Here is a 17,727-nt window from a genome sequence, read left to right as displayed (position 1 = left end):
TTGGACAATCAAGTCAAACAAGGACGGATATGGACCGTTTTGACACCATGTTGGCCTTTACTAGGGTGGTCGAGCTAGAGAGCTTCACCAAAGCCGCTATGTCGCTCAACCTGCCCAAAACCACGGTCTCGGCCCAGGTGCTGGCGCTGGAAAAACGCTTGCGCGTCAAACTACTGCACCGGACTACCAGACGCATCAGCGTGACTACGGATGGCGCTGCCTATTACGAGCGCGCCATTCGGCTTTTAAACGAGCTCGAAGAAATCGAAGCCGCACTCACGCAGTCCACCGCCAGCGCAAAAGGGCGCTTGCGCGTAGACGTGCCCACGCCTTTAGGCCGGTTAGTAATTATTCCGGCCTTGGCCGAGTTTTTTAAACGCTATCCCGAGATCCAGCTGGAAATCGGCTGTGACGACAGGCCAATTGATTTACTGGAGGAGGGCGTCGATTGCGTGATCCGTGTCGGCAATCCTCAAGACGCCAGCCTGGTTGCCAGGCGCGTAGGCACCATGCAGTTTTTACTGGTCGCCGCCCCGCAATACCTCAACACTTATGGCAGGCCCACACAGCCAGAAGCGCTGCAACACCACCAGGGCGTGCACTTTTTTTCCTCCAAAACCGGAAAAATCCGCTCCTTTATGCTTACACATTCAGGCGAAGAACAAGAGGTCCCCGCCATGCGTAAACTTGCCATCAACAATGGTGATGCTATCGTCGCCGCTGCGCTGGCAGGGCTAGGCATCAGTCAGCTGCCCGCATTCATGGTGCAAGGGTATTTAACTGAGGGTAAATTAGAAAAGGTCTTGGCCGATTTTCCGGCCGGGAGTTTGCCGATTAACGCACTCTATCCACAAAATCGTCACCTCTCATCCAAAGTGCGGGCATTTATCGAGTGGGTGGCAGAGTTGTTTGAAGGGTGTCGTTTACTGCAAAAAACCAGTTAACTGAAATCGCCTAGTGAATAGGAAGCAAAATGAGCCAACGCGAACAAAATTTTGAAGAAACCTTGTTTCAACGCATCCCCCAAACTAAAAACCTGGGGATACACATTGCTAGGATGGATGAACACCAACTCACCGCCTACGGCGATTTTTTGCCCAACAAAAACCACCTCGATATCGTGTTTGGTGGCAGCATCGCCGCTATTTCGATTACCACAGCTTGGTCACTGCTGCAGTCCAAAATTGAACAAGCCGGGCTTAAAGGCAGCCTGGTCATCAAACGGCAAGAGATTGATTATCTATTGCCAGTGAAAACAGACTTTGAATGTGTGGCGAGCTTTCAATCAGCTGATGATTGGGAGCAGTTTAAAGGCATTTATCAGCAAAACGGCAGGGCGAAAATTATAGTCATGGCTAAAGTGATCAGCGAAGCCAAAGTCACCTCAAGATTTCAGGGAGTGTTTGTTTTGTATCAATGATGCTTAATGCCCATGATGCACTTACGAGGATGATTAAATGGAAAATACAGAACCTACCCGCAAAGAGATCAATGCCCTCATAGGTGCCACGCTGCTAGAGTTTGGCGCCAGCTGGTGCGGCTACTGCAAGGCAGCACAACCTACAATCAGCGCTGAACTCACCCAGTTTCCATCTATCCGCCGCATCAAAATTGAGGATGGGAAAGGCCGCCGGTTGGGACGATCGTTTCACGTGAAACTGTGGCCGACGCTGATTTTTATGAAAGATGGCGTTGAGCTGAAGCGCTTGGTGAGGGAGATTGACGCGGGAGAGTTGAAATCAGCTTTAGCGTTGATTACTACCGATCAGGCGACTGCGGAATAATGGTTAAACTGCACTTTTCCAACAAGCGTGCATATCAATTTCATCAAAGGGTTTGGGTTTGCTAAAAAATAGTCTTCAGCATTTTTAATCGGCATAGTGGCTGCACTGGATGCCACCCGCACCATGTTGGCATAGGCAATATTTGCCACGGAGATGCAGCTGTCCTCGTCCTTGAGCCAGACCATGAAAGGAAAGGTATCAAGCAGGGTCTGTATATATTGATCGCTCTCAATATTCTAAATATTGATTTATTCCCATCTTCAGCGCTGGGTAAAGCAGGCTTTTAACCCCAGGACGCCTTTCTCCAGTTCTGCCGTGGTCAGGCTGCCAAATCCTAGCCGGATGGCATGCACACTTTGCTGTGATTCTGAAAAGAGTGTGCCGGGCAAAATGCGCACTTTGTGGACTAATGCCTGGGCCGCCACCGTTTCAACCTCGTAACCCTCCTTCAAACGTAACCAGATGGCGAGCCCACCATCGGGGGCGTCGAAAGTAACGTATTCTTTGAGCTCCTTTTTAATCAACGCAATCAACAGGTTTCGGCGTTCGTTGTATACCTTAAAGGTTTTGCGGATATGGCGTTTGATTTCGCCGGCGTTCATAAGCTCGGCGACGGCAAGCTCGGTGATGGAGTTACCTTGCCGGTCTATGAGCATCACCTCCTGTGCACAGCGGTCTATCAGGCTGGGTGTGGCAACCAGGTAACCGACACGCAATCCGGGGGCGAGCACTTTGGAGAGCGAGCCGACATAGATGACACGGCCACCGTGATTGGTGCTCGCCAGGGGGAATACCGGGTGATAAGAAAAATGAAATTCGTGGTCGTAGTCGTCTTCTACAATGGTGAAGTCGTATTGCTCAGCCAGCATCAACAGTTTTAAGCGCCGCTCGGCGGTCATGATCACGGTGGTGGGGAACTGGTGGTGCGGGGTGACATAAATGGCGCGGATCGGGTGTTGTTTGCACAGTTTTTCCAGTGCAGTGACATCGATACCGTGTTTGTCTTGCCCCACGGTGAGGATGTTGGCACCGCAGGAGCGGAAGGCTTCTTTGGCAGCGGGGTAGCTCAGTTGTTCCACCACCACATTGTCATTGGGTCGGGTGAGGATACGCGCGGCCAGGAAGATGCCCATCTGGCTACCGCGTGCGATGCAGATTTGGTCAATGTCCACACTCAGGCCTCTTTCCATATTGAGCATGGTGGCAATCGATTGCCGTAATGCAAACGTGCCACGCGGATCACCATAGCCAAGGTTGTTACCTTTGCTGGAGCCGATTAACGCATGGCGGAATGCACGCGACAAAATGTTGAACGGGATCAGCCGTGAATCAGGAATGCCATCATTGAAATCAATCACACCATTGAGGGGTGACTGGTAGTTGAGGAGTGGATGCGTGGAGCCCTCCACCACATTGGCGGGCTGATGACCGGTTTTGCTTGCTTGCGGTTGTGCAGTGAAATTGGGCAGATTGGCCGAAACAAACGAGCCACGTCTTTGCTCGGTGACCAGCCAGCCTTGGGCGATGAGTTCATCATAGGCGAGGATGACGGTTTTGCGGTTGACCTTAAGTTGTTCCGCCAGCTCACGTGTACCCGGCATGGCGGTAGACGGGGCCAATCTTCCTTTCTGGATTTCTTCCATGATTTGCTGGGCGATTTGCAGGTAGACCGGCAAGCCCGAGGTCTCGGCAATGGTTAATTGCAGGCTCCAAGAACGCAGCATTTTCCTCTCCTTTTTTTGTGATACCCGATGCAACAACGGGAATAATTCCCTTTATTTTGTTGGTAATCTGGATTAGCAAACAATCACTATATCGCATAAATGACTGGACCAGTAAGGTTCTCTAAACTGGAGGATTGTGGACCTGTAACACTCTGTTACATTTTTGAAACATTTTATTAAAGGAAAGATTCATGTCCACTACCTCTGATATTCGATTGGCATTAGATACCCAACTGACAGACTGGCGTCAGCATGCTTTGAACCTTGAAAAACAAGTGAATCAAGTGATTGTGGGACAAAGCAAAGCCGTCAGATTAATGAATATTGCGATTTTTGCCCGCGGCCATGTGTTGCTGGATGGTGGTGTTGGTGTAGGTAAAACAACCTTGCTGCAATCCATTGCCCGGGGCATAGGTGGGGCGTATGAGCGGATTGAGGGCACGGTGGACTTGATGCCGAATGATCTGATTTACCACACGTTTCTGGGGCCGGATGGCAGGCCGCAAATTGATGAAGGGCCATTGTTGCGGGCGGGTGAAAATTTATCAGTCTTCTTTTTTAATGAAATCAACCGCGCCAGGCCGCAGGTACATGCACTCATGTTGCGTGTGATGGCGGAGCGTCATATCAGCGCATTTAAAAAAGAATACCGCATGCCGCACATGATTGTGTTTGCTGACCGCAACCAGGTGGAGAAAAACGAAACTTTTGAGATTCCTTCTGCGGCGCGTGACCGTTTCATGATGGAAATTCCAATTGAGATTCCTTCAGATCGCGAGCTTAAAAAGTCTCTGGTGTTCAATACCAAATTCCAGCACGCGGAAAAACTCACGCAGCAGGTGGAAAGCAATATTCTGCAATTTGACCAGTTGAATGCGTTTTCCGACCTTTTGCAAAATCATATCCAGTCCAGCGACGTGCTTGAAGAGTACACCATGGATTTGTGGGACGCGACCCAGCATCCGGAGAAGTTTGGCGTGACCATGGACAGTGTGGATGTCAGCCGCGTGATCCAGACCGGCGCCAGTCCGCGCGGCATGGGCATGCTGATGAAAGCCGCACGTGTGAATGCCTGGTTGAATGGCCGCGACAGTTTGTATCCTGAGGACATTCATGCCCTGTTTCATGAGGTGATTTCACATCGCCTGGTATTTAACGCAGCTTACGAAAATCGCCGTACGGCGCTGGCCAGAGAGTTGACCAACAACATTATCCGCACGGTGGCCGTGCCTAGCTTGTCGTTTAGCAAAGCAGCTTAAAAGCAGGCCATCATGCGATCAACACTCAAACATGCTTGGAAAAAAGCCGGGCAGAAAATGCCGGTGCATCACGATGAGGGCGAATATGCGCGACCCTTCGAATATGTCATTGGCTGGAAATCTGACAGCATTCAGCTCGGTGATCATCCTGGCACGCAGCGCGGTATCGGTTCCGATTACCGTGGCACCATCAACCTGGTGGATTACCCGGATGCGAGGCGCATGGATTTACGGCAGACGATACGTGACCCGTTTGAACAGGTGCAGGTGCGGCAGTTTAACCAGGACAGCACGACGCCGATTTATGCCGTGTGTGATTTATCTGGCTCTATGCAGTTCACGGGGCAGCAGCGCAAGCTGGATACGGCAATAGAAATCGCCACGGCGGTGGCGAACTCGGCTTACCAGGCCGGAGATCTGTTCGGCTTTATTGGCTATCACCAGCAGGTGATTGAAGATTTTACCTTGCCTCTCAGCCGCAGTTTTCACCAGAGCAAACAGACTATCGCCTTGCTGCATACCTATCAATCGCAGCGCATGGGCATGGACGGCGTCACCGACATGCCTAATTTCCTGGGACAGACGCGCGCGCTGGTGTTCTGGATTTCGGATTTTCATATGCCATTGCCTGTGATTGAGAAAACACTGCTGGCCATGTCTGCACACAAAGTGGTGCCTATCGTGCTGTGGGACGATGAGGAATATAAAAAGCTGCCCAAGTTCGGCTTTGGCACCATGATAGACCTGGAAACCGGGCGTAACCGAACCCTGTTTTTCCGTGGTGAAGTAAAAGCCAAATTCCTGGCGGCATTTAATGCCCGCAGAGAGGCATTGGAAGCGTTGTTTTTGCGTTTTGATAGTCCGGCGTTGTTTATGCATGGCGATTACCGGCCGGAGCTGATGACGCATTATTTTGAACAAACGATGTGAGTGAAGTTTACCTAAGCGAGAGTGACAAGCATGCGTAATCAAATTTCAAACAATCCCCTGGTCAAGGCCATGCAAGGCCTGCTATGGGGAGCAGTCATGGTGTTGACGGTGAATGCTGCAATGGCGGCAACGCCAGTGAGCCAGGCAACTGTAACCCCAATCATTAGGGTCATCAATCCTGCCTTAAATAATCATGTGCATATCGGCGATGTATTGCAGCGGACTGTCGTGTTACAGGTGCCAGCGGCATATCAGTTTTCAGACCAAGCGTTGCCCAAAAAAGGGCGCAAGCATGACGGGATAGCGTTGGTGAATGTTGCGGTGCAATCCAAAGCGGAATCGGACCATACACAATACACCCTGCAACTCAGTTACCAGGTGTTTGCGGCAAGCATGACACCGACCGTGATGCAGTTACCCACTGAAAAACTCGTATTCACCAGTAAAACTCCGCCGGTTTCAACCAGTGTAGAAGTACCTGCCTGGGGTTTCTGGTTTTCACCACTGGTGACTGGCGGTAGCGTGACAGCCAAGAAAAATATGTTGCCGGAAGTGGCTACCCCGCTGATTGATCATCGGGCACACCAACAACGGCTGGTCGTGTTTCTCGCTTTGCTGGTCGGCAGTTTATTGGCGCTTTTATACATCAATGCAGATGGCCACTGGTTGCCGTTTATGGGCGGTGCCTTTGCCCGTGCGCACCGACAGCTCAAACGGCTGGCGAGATCATCCACACCAAAAACGGCCGTTGATGAGAAAAAGGCGTTGGTATATCTGCATCAAGCATTTAACCAGCATTACGGTGCCAATATTTTTGCGAGGGATGTGCAAGCATTTGTCAAATTGCGCCCGGGCTTTAAAAGCCTGCAACAGGAAATCAGCCAGTTTTTTGAAGCTTCCAATCAATCGTTGTATGACGTGAAGACACGCGATAGCCGCCAGGTGATTGCGCAATTGGTACAGCTTAGCAAGCGTCTGCGTGATTGTGAGCGGGGCGTGTCATGAGTATTTTACATCCATGGGCATTTGCCCTATTGCCCATCGCATTGCTGCCTTTCTGGTTAAAAGGACATCAGGGTCAGCATTACAGCTGGCTGGAGCTGATACCGGAGGACCTGTTTTCGGACCGGCTCAACCTGGCAGTTAAAGGGGTGATGTCGTTGTTACTGCTAAGTATCGTGATTGCATTGGCCGCCCCCAGGGGGTCGGATGAGCAAATCCCGCGTGTAGGCAAGGGTGCACAAACCGTGATGGTGATAGACCGCAGCGTGAGTATGGATCATCCGTTTGCGGGCGATGCTTCCGGCCATGTGGCGGAAATCAAGTCTGCCGCGGCACGCCGCATTATTACGCAGTTTATTGATTCGCGTCCGAACGACATGATGGGGGTGGTGGGATTTACCAACTCGGCGTTGTATGGCATCAAAATCACGACCAACCGTGATGCCATCCATGCCGCGATTTTGGCCGCCACCAGCCCCTCGCTCAACCAGACCAATATCGGTGCAGGCCTCACGGAGGCGGTCGGCCTGTTCGATAACATCGAAAACTCCGGCTCACGCGCGCTAATCCTGCTGTCTGACGGTGCAGGCAAATTAAGCCCGCGCGTGAAGTATTTGCTGAGCGAGCGCCTGAAAAGCCGCAAGCTGAGTATTTACTGGATCATGTTACGCGAACCGGGCGAGCCGAGTATTTTTTCCAAAGCCGAATATGGCGAGGACCGTACGCCTAACTCCATCGTGCTGCATAAGTATTTCCAGTCATTGGGCCTGAAATATAAAGCGTATGAAGCGGATGATCCAGAAACCTTGCAGTCGGCCATTAATGACATTGATTCGCGGGAAAAAAAGGCCATTAAATATCGCGAGACCATTGCCGGCTATGACTATTCCAAGGTGTTTATGGTCTCTGCGCTGGTGTTGGTGTTGTTGATGTTGGTGATTAAAAATCTGAGGGTGTATGAATGAAAAACCATTTAACGCGCAAAAACCAGGTGTTGGGGTTGATGCTGATTATCAGCGTGCTCGGCAGTGCTTATGAAAGTTACGAGGTCAGTCATATTGCGACGGCCAACCGTATGTTGCAGGCTGGCGAAGTGCTGCAAGGGGATCCATTTCCTTTCCATCAGAAATTTGCCGATGCTTACCAGCAAGCTAAAACAGGCAACTACAAACATGCCATCCAGAATTTTAGCCAATTGCTCGAAGCGCCCAAGCAGCAGGATTCGGCGCTCTTTGACCCGGACCAGGCATTGAAATCACAGATCCATTTTAATATTGGCAATCAGTTGTTCCGTTCCGGTTTGCAGCGCCTGGTCGAAGCCGATGGCGCCATCCAGGAGCAGGCCAAATTTGATTACTTGCAGGCGCGGGCGGCCTATGAACAATCACTCAAGCTGGATCCACACAACCAGGCGGCCAAGTTTAATTTGAGCTTACTGCATGGGGTGATTCCCAAACATATCAAAACTGTGCCGCAAGATCCTTCCGGCATGGAAATCAGCAATTTGCCACAGGGGTTGCCATGAAACGCTTTTTTAACCTGCTGAAAGCGCATTATGAGACCTGCTTGTTGCTGGCTGCAGCGGTCTTTTTGTTGTTGGCCTTAGTGAAGCCTGAGATTCAGCTCAAGCAAGAAGTACACAACTATTTATTACTGGCCGATATTTCGCAAAGCATGAATGCCGAGGATATGCACATTGCCGATAAACCCGTGACCCGCCTGGCCTACACACAGCATTTGATGCGGCAAGTTGTCAAAACATCGCCTTGCGGTACTTATGTCAGTGTGGGCGTATTTGCGGCGGAAAATGTCGCTCTGCTATTTATGCCACTGGAAGTGTGCGCTAACTTTGACATTATTAACGACAGTATTAACCACCTCGAATGGCGCATGGCCTGGAGTGGTAACAGCCGCATGACGTTTGGCGTTAAAGCTGCCGAGGCGACGTTTGATTACCTGAATATTCCGGCACAAATGCTGTTTTTTACGGATGGTGACGAAGCGCCCAAAGCCAATGGCATTAATAAACTGGACATCAGTGATGTACGTATAGGCAAAAACGTCATATTTGTCGGCGTGGGCGGCAAAGAGCCTGCACCGATCAAACGCTTTAATGCCAACAATCATTTTGTCGGCTATTGGGGGACGGATGCGGCAGCAGAAAGTGCGAGCGGAGGCGTTAATTACAGTGATGCCAGCAAGGATGATCCTGATCCACCGGTGGCTTATGCCGAGTTTGACCGCTATTTATCCAGCCAGGATGTGGAGCATCTAAAAGAGATGGCCACGGAAATCAAAGGCCAGTATATCGAAGGCATAGATCAACCATCATTTTATGCATTTGTGCAATCGCAAACGCCCGCTGCCAAGTTTGTCACCAGCTATTCAGTAAAGTGGATATTCCTGAGCCTGGCGGCATTGATGGTCATTGCGACTTACCTGCCGGATCTATGGGGATACATGCATCAGCGCCGCGTCATATGAGAATGCGAAGGGATGATTTGCGGCTTAACACAAATCATCCAGACTGGTGGGTTCGCAGATGCGAGCGTCTTCTTTTTCTGCCCGCATTTTTTTAGCCATCTCATAGCTCATTTTCCTGAGCCGCATCACGGATCCCAGTGGGCGGTGAGAGGCAATGCCATGCCAGGGTGAGAACAGCATGCCTTCATCCACCACATGCGAACGGTATGGACTCCAGGCAATTTGGGGTTTGGCGGTGATGCGGGCGACTGGGATATAAGGGGAGTGGTCTTCTGGCCAGATGATGGTGGCGTCTTCGATGGGCATGGTTTGGAGATCGGTGCAGAGTTGTACGCGTAGCTCCCAAACGGCGGTGCGTTTGATAAAAAAATCGACGATGGATTTTCTGAGGCCGTCGGAGGCGAACAGGTCTATGGGTTTGTTGCTGAGGGCGATGAGGTCGGGGGCGATGGGGACAACCGCGATTTTAGCCATGTAGTCGCCGTACATGATCGGGTCCTGGCTGATGTAGGTTTCACCGAGCAAGTTGGTTTCTTGCGACTGGTAGAGGTGGTTAAGCTGCGATTGCTGGCCATATTTGAGCGACTCGACCAAATGTGCGGTAGAACGGAACAATTGCGCGAGGAAATGCCGGAATTCTGTACTGGTGTTGGGCGAACACGCTAAGTGTTTGAGGTTGTTTAAAAACACCTGCACGCTGGAGGATAAAAAACTGGCGCCGTTTACAAATAAAAAATTTTGCGTGATGGCGTCTTCACTGCCTGGCAGGCGCTCGCCTTCTACACCTACCACCTTCAGCGCGAGGCTGCGGGGCGTACCGGGTTTGTCGTGCAGGATGTCACCAGGGACAGTGGAAAAGCGCATAATCAGCGGCAGGGTTTGCGGGCGTGAAAACAGGCCTTGTGCATAGGCAGGCGGCAGTTGGTTATAGATTTGCATTTCGGCTGTGAGCAGGCCGTGGCTTTTCAGGTGCACACTGCGTGCAGCATGGGTGGCGGTCTGGCTGCTGATTTCTGAAAGCTTGTGCAGAGTTTGCTGCAGGTGCTGCTGGCGGGTGCGTTCGGTGGTGGCTACCACCTCGTAATCAGGCTGGTAACTTAGGGGCGAGACTACAAATTGATCTGTTTGCTCCATCACAACCCCCTTTTGCAATTGGGTTTATCGGATCAGTGCCAAGCACATTGATTTCTAGAGGGCGGGGTACCGCCCACTCTGGTATTACTCTTTGGTCTCACCGGCTTCTTTGCGTTGTTTATTCACAATACGTGCAGCGACTTCTTCTTCGCGGCCAGGATAGCGGTGATCCTTTTTAAATTCCTCTTTGAGTTTTTCATATTCACGTTCACGTTTCGGGCTGGAACCTCTGGGCATGTCACACCTCCTTTTGCGTGAGTGCAAACGGCAGCCGTTATGGCTGCCGTATTGTCTTGTTATCAAACTGAAGTCGAAAATTCATTCAACCTTCATTTTCAAACGCGACAATTGCAGATTACGCGGGTAACTGGCGGTAGGGCATCCGGTTCAGGCTTAAGCGACTGTAGGAAGCGCTTTATGCCACGGGTTGCCAGTCATAAGCTTTTGAACGCATTTAGGCTAAAAAAATCCTTAAACCGGGATTCTTTACGCTTGCAAAGCCTTAAGGGTTGGCGGCAGACAAAGCATGGTAAGACGTCATCAAGTTTCGGTAATCTGGAATATGGTTGGCACAAAGGGCACCCAGGCCTTCAATATCGTGGCGCCAGTCGCGCTGCAGTTCACAGGCCACGCCAAACCAGGTCATCATGTGTACCCCGGCGGCTTGCATGCGTTGCCAGGCGGCATCGCGGGTGAGGGCGTTAAAAGTGCCTGAGGCATCGGCGACCACAAATACTTCAAAACCGGCTTCAATGGCTGAGAGTGCGACAAAAGCGACACAAACCTCGGTGACGACGCCAGCAATAATGAGCTGCTTTTTACCTGTCGCCTTGATGGCCTGTACAAAGTCCGGGTTATCCCAGGCATTAATCTGGCCGGGGCGAGCGATGTAGGGCGCATCGGGGAACAGTGTCTTGAGCTCTGGCATAAGCGGGCCGTTGGGGCCGGTTTCAAAGCTGGTGGTTAAGATGGTGGGCAGGTTAAAAAATTTGGCGGCATCGGCCAATGCAAGCACATTGTTTTTAAAGCGGTCTGGCTCGATATCGCGTACCAGTGATAATAAGCCAGCTTGGTGGTCTACCAACAATACGGCAGCGTTGTCACGGTCCAGACGGGTGTAGGGTGTATTTTTCATAATGTAATCCTCTCGAGATGTGGTTGGCTGGGTCACCGCCGTTTGTACTGCTGGTTGACGGCGGTGCCTGCTGTTTTATGTGATCAAGATGCCTGGCCTTTAAGCCGTGGCAAAGCGGCCCTGGTTGTAGTCATTAATGGCCTGGTCGATTTCCTCCCAGCTATTCATGACAAAAGGACCATGCCCGATCACCGGCTCATTGAGCGGCTCACCATTGAGCAATAGCAACGTGGTGTCTTGCTGGGCCTGCAATACCAGTTCAGTCCCTTCACGCTGCATCACGGCCAGTTCACTAGGGCGGATGGTATGCACTTCACCGGTTTTCACTGCGCCATGCAACACAAAAATCGCCGTCGTGTGTCCCTCAGGCAAGGTGAAGGTGGTGCGCGTGCCTGCATTGAGGCGTACATCCCACACATTCATTGGCGTGAAGGTCTTGGCCGGGCCTGGGTTGCCGTCATATTCACCGGCAATGACACGTACCTTGCCTGCCTCTTGTGGCAGAGTGACCTCAGGAATCTGGGCATGGGTAATGCCTTGATAGCCTGGCGCGGTCATTTTGTCCTTGGCGGGCAGGTTGACCCATAACTGGATCATTTCAAACGGACCGCCCGTGCGGGCATAGTCATCGCCGTGATACTCCTCGTGAATAATGCCTGAGCCCGCGGTCATCCACTGGACTTCCCCAGGGCCGATGGTGCCGCCCGCGTTGGTGGAGTCATGGTGCGAGACTTGGCCATCGTAGACGATGGTGACCGTCTCAAAGCCACGGTGCGGGTGTTGGCCGACGCCGCGTCTATGTGCTGTTGGCTCAAAGCTAGTGGGGCCTGCATAGTCCATCAGCAAAAAGGGTGAAATATCACTGGCGATATCGCGGTAAGAAAAAATGCTTTGTACCGGAAAGCCGTCACCGACCCAGTGGTTGCCGTTACTGCGTTTGATAAATGCCAGTTTTTTCATGGTTTGCTCCTTGTTCAGGGGTGTGCGTGATTGCATGGATCACACTATAGACAGATGACAATCAGGTGACTAGATGGTTAAATGTGAAATTACTTTTCATTTAATTGAATAATCATGGACTTTAACGAAGCGGCTGTGTTTGTCAGGGTGGTGCAGGCCGGCAGCTTTAGCGCGGCCGCCCGTCAACTGGGATTGCCGACGTCGACAGTGAGCACGCGGGTGGCAAGACTGGAGCGGCGGCTGGGTGTGACCTTGCTGCAACGCACTACGCGCCGTTTGCACCTGACCGAGGCGGGCAGCCTGTATTTTGAACATGCTTCGACCGGGCTGGGGTATTTAATGGAGGCAGAGGCCGCACTTGATGAGGCCAGGCAACAGCCGCAAGGGACATTGAAAATGACGGCTCCGGCGGATTTGGGCGATGCGCTGCTGGGACATTTGCTAGCCGAAACGCAGGCGCGTTATCCGGCATTGTCACTGGAGCTGTGGTTGACCGAGCGTTATGTCGATTTGGTCGCAGAAGGCGTGGACGTAGCGATCCGCATGGGGGAGTTACGCGACTCCAGCCTGATTGCCAAATCGCTGGGAACCATACAATGGGCATTATTTGCCAGCCCGGCTTATTTGCAGCAGGCCGCGCCTATCAACTCTCCGGCTGAGCTGGCAAAGCATCCCTGTGTGCAGTTTACGCCCATGGGGCGGCATCATTGGGAGTTGCAGCGGGGCGCCAATCAGATCAGGGTGCCCTTGCCGGGTCAGGTGTTGGTCAATAATATCGGTGTTGTCAAAACCATGGTCGAGAGCGGGCAGGGGGTGGCTTTGTTGCCAACCTTTATTTGTCAGGCGGCGGTGCGGCAGGGTGGCTTGCAACGTCTGTTGCCAGAGTGGCGTGGCCAAGCTGATGCGGTGCACCTGGTGTATCCTAAGCAGCGCTTTATGCCACCCAAGCTACGCGGGTTTATTGACCTGGCAGTGACTGCCCTGAAGCCATTGTTTGTGGCCTAGCCGGACACGAATTCTAAAGACTGCCTCCCGCAATCCATTGAGGGGCCTCGCTTTCTTTCTACAGGCGCTGTAGATGCCCCCGTGACCCGGGGCGACTGAAGTTACGCTTGCATCACTGACATTTCTTAGTATTTTTTTGCCATTCTTCAGCTAAAAATCGTGGCTTGGCTGCTGTCATTTTGCGTTTTTTGGCGCATGATACCAAGATAAGCAATTAAAGTATCAGCCGCTTTTAACCGTTGTTAAGACATTAACAATTATAGGCAGGGGGATGCGTGCGTTGAACAACACCACGGCAGAATCATCAGCGCTACACATTGAAATTGTGGATATGCTGTATGGCAATAACCGCAGGTCATTACTGGCTGCGTTTATTGTCATGGCTGCGTTGCTGCTCGTGCAACGGCATTTGATCGCCTCACCGATTCTGCTGATTTGGAGCGTACTTTTTCTGCTGGCCTATGGCGCACGTGCCTTTTTAACCTACCAATATGCCAAAGACCCGGTGCGTGAGGCACACACCCGGCAATGGTTGCAGTGGTTTCGCGCCACCTCTCTGTTTTGCGGCATCGCCTGGGGTCTTGCGGGGATCCTGCTGTTTCCTGAGACCGATACCGAACATCAGGCCTTTTTAATCTTTGCGCTGGTGGGGGTCTGCGGGGCAGGCATCGTCATTTATTCGGTGGATACCACGACGAGTAATCTGTTCACGGGTGGGATTTTGTTGTTCATGATTCCACGCTTTGTGCTACATGGCACACAGTTGTCGCTGGCGCTGGCGGTGCTATTTATAGTCTATGTGATTTATGTGACGGTGGCCGGCCGAAGCCTGGCCAGCAGTTTGCGTGACAATATCATGCTACGCATTGCCTCTAACCTGGACAATAAAAAAGTCCACCAATTGGCCTATTATGATTTTTTAACCGGGCTGCCTAACCGCCGTCTGTTAACGGATAGGCTCAACCAGTCATTTGCCCGCTGTGCACGGCACAAAAGTTATGGCGCGGTCATCTGCCTGGACCTGAATAATTTCAAGGGCCTCAATGACAGCAAAGGCCATCAGGCTGGCGATGAATTGCTACAGCAGGTGGCGGCGCGCTTATCCTTGAGCTTGCGCAAACGCGATACGATTGCACGCATGGGCGGCGACGAATTTATTGCCGTGCTGGATGACCTCTCTAAGGATAAGGCTGAGGCGGTGGTCGCCGCGCATCGGGCGGCCGAAAATATGATGGCGGTATTTTCTGCGCCGTTTGAGCTGCAAGACAGTTTGTACCGCACCTCGCCCAGTATCGGTATTTGCCTGTTTATGGGGGATCACTTCGACGAAGCAGAGGTGTTGCGTCGCTCAGATATTGCCATGTATCAGGCCAAAAAATCGGACAAGCTCAACAGTATCCAGATGTATGACGAGACGCTCCATCCCGCCATCGAGCAACGTGCGTCGCTTGAGAATGAGCTGGCATTTGCCTTGCAGGCCAATCAACTGTTGTTGTATTACCAGGTGCAGGTGAATGCGGATCAGCAACCCATTGGTGCCGAAGTCTTGTTACGCTGGCAACACCCGACACTGGGCATGATTCCGCCCGACCAGTTTATCCCGATTGCAGAGGAGACGGGCGACATTGTGCCCATCGGGCATTGGGTGCTGGCTCAGGCCTGCCAGCAACTCAAGCATTGGGCAGATTCTGCACACACGGCTGGACTTAAACTATCCGTCAATGTCAGTGCCAAGCAGTTTAGTCAGCCCGACTTTGTACGGCAGGTGACAGAGATTGTGCTGGCCAGTGGCTGTGATGCGCGCCACCTGTGCCTGGAGTTGACCGAGAGTCTGATCGTAAAAAACATTGATGAGGTAATTGGCAAGATCAAGGCACTTAAGGCGCTGGGCATCACCTTCTCGCTGGATGATTTTGGCATAGGCCAGTCTTCACTGTCGGTATTAAGACGTTTGCCGCTGGATGAACTCAAGATCGACCGCAGTTTTATTAAAGATATTGCACATAACAACTACGATTCATTCATTGTGCAAACCATCATCAATATGGGCAAAAATTTGAGTCACTCTGTGATTGCCGAAGGCGTGGAGTTACAGCAGCAGATGACCATGTTGCAGCATATGGGCTGCCAGCGTTTTCAGGGCTATTTGTTTAGCAAACCGGTGCCACTGGCTGAGTTTGAAGCCTGCTTGCAGGCGATTCTGACGCAGCCTGAGGCTTTGGCCAGATTGCAGACTGGCCTCTATTAAACCTTGATCCACTCTTCCGCCTGACTTAGCCAGCGTTGCAAATGTGCGCTCACCGCTGCAGGGTCTGTCTGCAGCAGTTTTTCGGCCACGGGCTTCGCCGCGTCAAGCAGGTGCTCGTCCCGTTCCAGGTCGGCAATTTTGAGCATGGGCACGCCGCTCTGACGCGTGCCTAGCAGCTCGCCAGGGCCGCGAATATGCAAGTCGGCTTGCGCAATGGCAAAGCCATCATTGCTCTCATAAATCACTTTCAGCCGTTGGCGGCCAATTTGTGAGCATTGCTGTTTGCTATATAGCAGGATGCAGGTACTTTTTGCAGCACCGCGGCCGACGCGTCCACGTAACTGGTGCAACTGACTCAGGCCCATGCGTTCGGCGTGTTCAATCACCATTAAACTCGCATTCGGTACATCCACGCCGACCTCAATCACGGTGGTGGCCACCAGCAACTGAATCTCATTGCCCGCAAACGCCTGCATGACGGCCTGCTTCTCTACGGGTTTCATGCGGCCATGCACCAGCCCGACCTTGAGGGTAGGGAACACCTGCTGCATATAGGCAAACGTGTCATTGGCGGTTTGCAATTGCAAGGCCTCAGACTCTTCAATTAGCGGACACACCCAGTAGGCTTGATGTCCTTGCGTGCAGGCCTCATAGACGCGCTGCAAAATCTCTTCACGTCTGTCATCCGCCACCAGTTTGGTGACGATAGGGGTCCGGCCCGGCGGTAGTTCGTCTATCACCGACACATCGAGGTCGGCGTAGTAGCTCATGGACAAGGTGCGTGGAATCGGCGTGGCTGACATCATGAGCTGGTGCGGTTCCAGCGCCGTGGCTTGTCCGCTGGTCGCACCTTTTTTTCTAAGGGCCAGCCGCTGGCCGACACCAAAGCGGTGCTGCTCATCCACAATTGCCAACCCCAGTTGCTTGAACTGCACTTCGTCCTGAAACAGCGCATGTGTACCTACGGCTAACATGGCTTCACCATTGGCAATCATTGACAGTGACTGCTCACGTTCCCTTTTCGGCTGGCTACCTGTCAGCCAGGCCAGTGTGATGCCCAAGGGCTGTAACCAGCTACTGAGTTTCTTGTAATGTTGTTCGGCCAGGATTTCCGTGGGCGCCATCATCGCCACTTGCCAGCCGTGTTCGATCAGTTGTAGCGCGGCCAGGCAAGCGACGATAGTTTTGCCACTGCCAACATCGCCTTGCAGCAAGCGCTGCATGGGGTAGGGCTGGCTCAGGTCCTGGCGGATTTCTTTCACCACTTTTTGCTGCGCTGAGGTCAGTTCAAACGGCAGCATGGCGAGCAGGCGGTCAGCCAGCGCATGGGTGTCTGCAATGGCGGGGGCCGTGGCACGTTTGCGCCGGGCATAATGCTGGCGCATGGATAACTGTTGGGCCAGCAACTCGTCATAAGCCAGGCGTTGCCAGGCCGGATGGCTGCGGTCTTCCAGGCTGGGGAGCGGGCTGTCTGGCGAGGGTTGGTGCAGCAAGTGTACGCTGCTGGCAAAGTCTGGCAGGGCCAGGGAGGCATATACCCAGGCGGGCAGGGTTTCGGTTAACAATGCAGGCTGCAATACCAGATTGACCGCTTTGCGCAGGCTATTCTGGCTCAAGCCTGCGGTGGTGGGGTAGACGGGCGTCAGTGCCTGATTGACGGGCGTTTCTTCACTGACTTTGCGTTGGGTGGGGTGCACCATTTCATAACCAAAAAAACCTGGACGGATTTCGCCAAAGGCGCGTAAGCGCTGGCCGGGCTGCATGGCTGAAACCTGGCTGGGGTAAAAATGTAAAAAGCGCAGGTTGATGACGCCGGTGTCGTCCTGTACCCGCACATTGAGCATTTTGCGGGGTTTGTAGCTGACCTCGTGATGGACCACCACGCCTTCAATCTGCGTCTGTTCGCCTAGCCGTAAATCGCGGATGGCAGTAATGCGTGTTTCGTCGAGGTAGCGCAGGGGTAAATGCAGCAGCAGGCTTTCCACACTGCGGATGCCCAGTTTATCCAGCTGGCTGCACAGGGCAGGCGTAAAACCTTTGATGTCGCTCAAGGGACGCATGC

Annotated in this window: 17 protein-coding genes; 11 read left to right on the top strand and 6 right to left on the bottom strand. The window is 52.4% G+C overall.

What is annotated here, in order from left to right; genetic code table 11:
• Positions 1-29: 29 nt before the first annotated feature.
• Genes Q9292_RS03080 through Q9292_RS03070 form a run of 3 tightly spaced genes read left to right on the top strand, consistent with a single transcriptional unit; the run spans position 30 to position 1,784 of the window.
• Complete coding sequence (locus Q9292_RS03080) at positions 30-944, top strand: LysR family transcriptional regulator (RefSeq protein ID WP_313984636.1); 915 nt, start codon at positions 30-32, stop codon at positions 942-944.
• A 29-nt stretch (positions 945-973) separates the two neighbouring features.
• On the top strand, positions 974-1,420 hold the full coding sequence (locus Q9292_RS03075) for a YiiD C-terminal domain-containing protein (protein ID WP_313984633.1): 447 nt from the start codon (positions 974-976) through the stop codon (positions 1,418-1,420).
• A gap of 37 nt (positions 1,421-1,457) precedes the next feature.
• Positions 1,458-1,784: a thioredoxin family protein gene (locus Q9292_RS03070; protein WP_313984630.1), complete on the top strand. Its 327-nt coding sequence runs from the start codon at positions 1,458-1,460 to the stop codon at positions 1,782-1,784.
• A gap of 260 nt (positions 1,785-2,044) precedes the next feature.
• Here Q9292_RS03070 and Q9292_RS03065 read toward each other — a convergent pair whose 3' ends face one another.
• Positions 2,045-3,508 carry a PLP-dependent aminotransferase family protein gene (locus tag Q9292_RS03065; protein ID WP_313984628.1) on the bottom strand — a complete coding sequence of 488 codons (1,464 nt, stop codon included), beginning with the start codon at positions 3,506-3,508 and terminating at the stop codon, positions 2,045-2,047.
• A 191-nt stretch (positions 3,509-3,699) separates the two neighbouring features.
• Here Q9292_RS03065 and Q9292_RS03060 point away from each other — a divergent pair, with 191 nt between their 5' ends.
• From Q9292_RS03060 to Q9292_RS03035, 6 genes are read left to right on the top strand one after another with little or no spacing between them, the layout of a single operon-like run.
• Positions 3,700-4,767, top strand: a complete 1,068-nt coding sequence (locus Q9292_RS03060; RefSeq protein WP_313984625.1) for a MoxR family ATPase — start codon at positions 3,700-3,702, stop codon at positions 4,765-4,767.
• A gap of 12 nt (positions 4,768-4,779) precedes the next feature.
• Positions 4,780-5,697 (top strand): DUF58 domain-containing protein, encoded by a 918-nt coding sequence (locus tag Q9292_RS03055; RefSeq protein WP_409934466.1) that lies wholly within the window; start codon positions 4,780-4,782, stop codon positions 5,695-5,697.
• Between the two features lie 30 nt (positions 5,698-5,727).
• Positions 5,728-6,702, top strand: coding sequence for a hypothetical protein (locus tag Q9292_RS03050; protein ID WP_313984622.1), 975 nt, complete (start codon positions 5,728-5,730; stop codon positions 6,700-6,702).
• Positions 6,699-7,664 (top strand): vWA domain-containing protein, encoded by a 966-nt coding sequence (locus Q9292_RS03045; protein WP_313984619.1) that lies wholly within the window; start codon positions 6,699-6,701, stop codon positions 7,662-7,664. The genes Q9292_RS03050 and Q9292_RS03045 overlap by 4 nt, the downstream gene beginning before the upstream one ends.
• A complete protein-coding gene (locus Q9292_RS03040; protein WP_313984617.1) occupies positions 7,661-8,224 on the top strand; it encodes a hypothetical protein in 564 nt (187 codons plus the stop codon). Before Q9292_RS03045 ends, Q9292_RS03040 begins: the two co-directional genes overlap by 4 nt.
• Complete coding sequence (locus tag Q9292_RS03035) at positions 8,221-9,183, top strand: VWA domain-containing protein (RefSeq protein ID WP_313984614.1); 963 nt, start codon at positions 8,221-8,223, stop codon at positions 9,181-9,183. The genes Q9292_RS03040 and Q9292_RS03035 overlap by 4 nt, the downstream gene beginning before the upstream one ends.
• A 24-nt stretch (positions 9,184-9,207) precedes the next feature.
• Here the strand turns inward: Q9292_RS03035 and Q9292_RS03030 are convergent, their stop codons facing one another.
• The 4 genes from Q9292_RS03030 to Q9292_RS03015 all read right to left on the bottom strand — a co-directional run bounded on the left by Q9292_RS03030 (position 9,208) and on the right by Q9292_RS03015 (position 12,412).
• Positions 9,208-10,317: a catalase family protein gene (locus Q9292_RS03030; RefSeq protein WP_313984611.1), complete on the bottom strand. Its 1,110-nt coding sequence runs from the start codon at positions 10,315-10,317 to the stop codon at positions 9,208-9,210.
• Positions 10,318-10,401: 84 nt separating this feature from the next.
• Positions 10,402-10,554: a hypothetical protein gene (locus tag Q9292_RS03025; RefSeq protein WP_313984608.1), complete on the bottom strand. Its 153-nt coding sequence runs from the start codon at positions 10,552-10,554 to the stop codon at positions 10,402-10,404.
• Positions 10,555-10,819: 265 nt separating this feature from the next.
• On the bottom strand, positions 10,820-11,452 hold the full coding sequence (gene ycaC / locus Q9292_RS03020; RefSeq protein ID WP_313984604.1) for an isochorismate family cysteine hydrolase YcaC: 633 nt from the start codon (positions 11,450-11,452) through the stop codon (positions 10,820-10,822).
• Between the two features lie 99 nt (positions 11,453-11,551).
• The gene (locus tag Q9292_RS03015; protein ID WP_313984601.1) at positions 11,552-12,412 is read right to left on the bottom strand and encodes a pirin family protein; all 861 of its coding nucleotides are present in this window, start codon (positions 12,410-12,412) and stop codon (positions 11,552-11,554) included.
• Positions 12,413-12,526: 114 nt separating this feature from the next.
• On the opposite strand from Q9292_RS03015, the gene Q9292_RS03010 reads away from it, so the two are divergent.
• Positions 12,527-13,417, top strand: coding sequence for a LysR family transcriptional regulator (locus tag Q9292_RS03010; protein WP_313984598.1), 891 nt, complete (start codon positions 12,527-12,529; stop codon positions 13,415-13,417).
• Positions 13,418-13,688: 271 nt separating this feature from the next.
• Positions 13,689-15,665, top strand: coding sequence for a putative bifunctional diguanylate cyclase/phosphodiesterase (locus Q9292_RS03005; RefSeq protein ID WP_313984594.1), 1,977 nt, complete (start codon positions 13,689-13,691; stop codon positions 15,663-15,665).
• Here Q9292_RS03005 and recG read toward each other — a convergent pair.
• Positions 15,662-17,725 (bottom strand): ATP-dependent DNA helicase RecG, encoded by a 2,064-nt coding sequence (gene recG, locus Q9292_RS03000; RefSeq protein WP_313984592.1) that lies wholly within the window; start codon positions 17,723-17,725, stop codon positions 15,662-15,664. The genes Q9292_RS03005 and recG overlap by 4 nt on opposite strands.
• Between the last annotated feature and the right edge of the window lie 2 nt (positions 17,726-17,727).

The organism is Methylophilus sp. VKM B-3414 (assembly GCF_032248435.1).
Taxonomy (GTDB): Bacteria; Pseudomonadota; Gammaproteobacteria; order Burkholderiales; family Methylophilaceae; genus Methylophilus; species Methylophilus glucosoxydans.
The sequence above is the reverse complement of the archived record's forward strand: the minus strand, read 5'-3'. Positions and strand labels throughout refer to the sequence as shown.

What these genes read in the sequence shown, in the direction of transcription:
- Q9292_RS03010 (WP_313984598.1), top strand. Translation starts at nt 12,527, where the DNA reads ATGGACTTTAACGAAGCGGCTGTGTTTGTCAGGGTGGTGCAGGCCGGC.
- Q9292_RS03025 (WP_313984608.1), bottom strand. Translation starts at nt 10,554, where the DNA reads ATGCCCAGAGGTTCCAGCCCGAAACGTGAACGTGAATATGAAAAACTC.
- Q9292_RS03005 (WP_313984594.1), top strand. Translation starts at nt 13,689, where the DNA reads ATGCGTGCGTTGAACAACACCACGGCAGAATCATCAGCGCTACACATT.
- Q9292_RS03050 (WP_313984622.1), top strand. Translation starts at nt 5,728, where the DNA reads ATGCGTAATCAAATTTCAAACAATCCCCTGGTCAAGGCCATGCAAGGC.
- Q9292_RS03060 (WP_313984625.1), top strand. Translation starts at nt 3,700, where the DNA reads ATGTCCACTACCTCTGATATTCGATTGGCATTAGATACCCAACTGACA.
- Q9292_RS03065 (WP_313984628.1), bottom strand. Translation starts at nt 3,508, where the DNA reads ATGCTGCGTTCTTGGAGCCTGCAATTAACCATTGCCGAGACCTCGGGC.
- Q9292_RS03045 (WP_313984619.1), top strand. Translation starts at nt 6,699, where the DNA reads ATGAGTATTTTACATCCATGGGCATTTGCCCTATTGCCCATCGCATTG.
- Q9292_RS03055 (WP_409934466.1), top strand. Translation starts at nt 4,780, where the DNA reads ATGCGATCAACACTCAAACATGCTTGGAAAAAAGCCGGGCAGAAAATG.
- Q9292_RS03015 (WP_313984601.1), bottom strand. Translation starts at nt 12,412, where the DNA reads ATGAAAAAACTGGCATTTATCAAACGCAGTAACGGCAACCACTGGGTC.
- Q9292_RS03080 (WP_313984636.1), top strand. Translation starts at nt 30, where the DNA reads ATGGACCGTTTTGACACCATGTTGGCCTTTACTAGGGTGGTCGAGCTA.
- Q9292_RS03070 (WP_313984630.1), top strand. Translation starts at nt 1,458, where the DNA reads ATGGAAAATACAGAACCTACCCGCAAAGAGATCAATGCCCTCATAGGT.
- Q9292_RS03040 (WP_313984617.1), top strand. Translation starts at nt 7,661, where the DNA reads ATGAAAAACCATTTAACGCGCAAAAACCAGGTGTTGGGGTTGATGCTG.
- recG (WP_313984592.1), bottom strand. Translation starts at nt 17,725, where the DNA reads ATGCGTCCCTTGAGCGACATCAAAGGTTTTACGCCTGCCCTGTGCAGC.
- Q9292_RS03030 (WP_313984611.1), bottom strand. Translation starts at nt 10,317, where the DNA reads ATGGAGCAAACAGATCAATTTGTAGTCTCGCCCCTAAGTTACCAGCCT.
- ycaC (WP_313984604.1), bottom strand. Translation starts at nt 11,452, where the DNA reads ATGAAAAATACACCCTACACCCGTCTGGACCGTGACAACGCTGCCGTA.
- Q9292_RS03075 (WP_313984633.1), top strand. Translation starts at nt 974, where the DNA reads ATGAGCCAACGCGAACAAAATTTTGAAGAAACCTTGTTTCAACGCATC.
- Q9292_RS03035 (WP_313984614.1), top strand. Translation starts at nt 8,221, where the DNA reads ATGAAACGCTTTTTTAACCTGCTGAAAGCGCATTATGAGACCTGCTTG.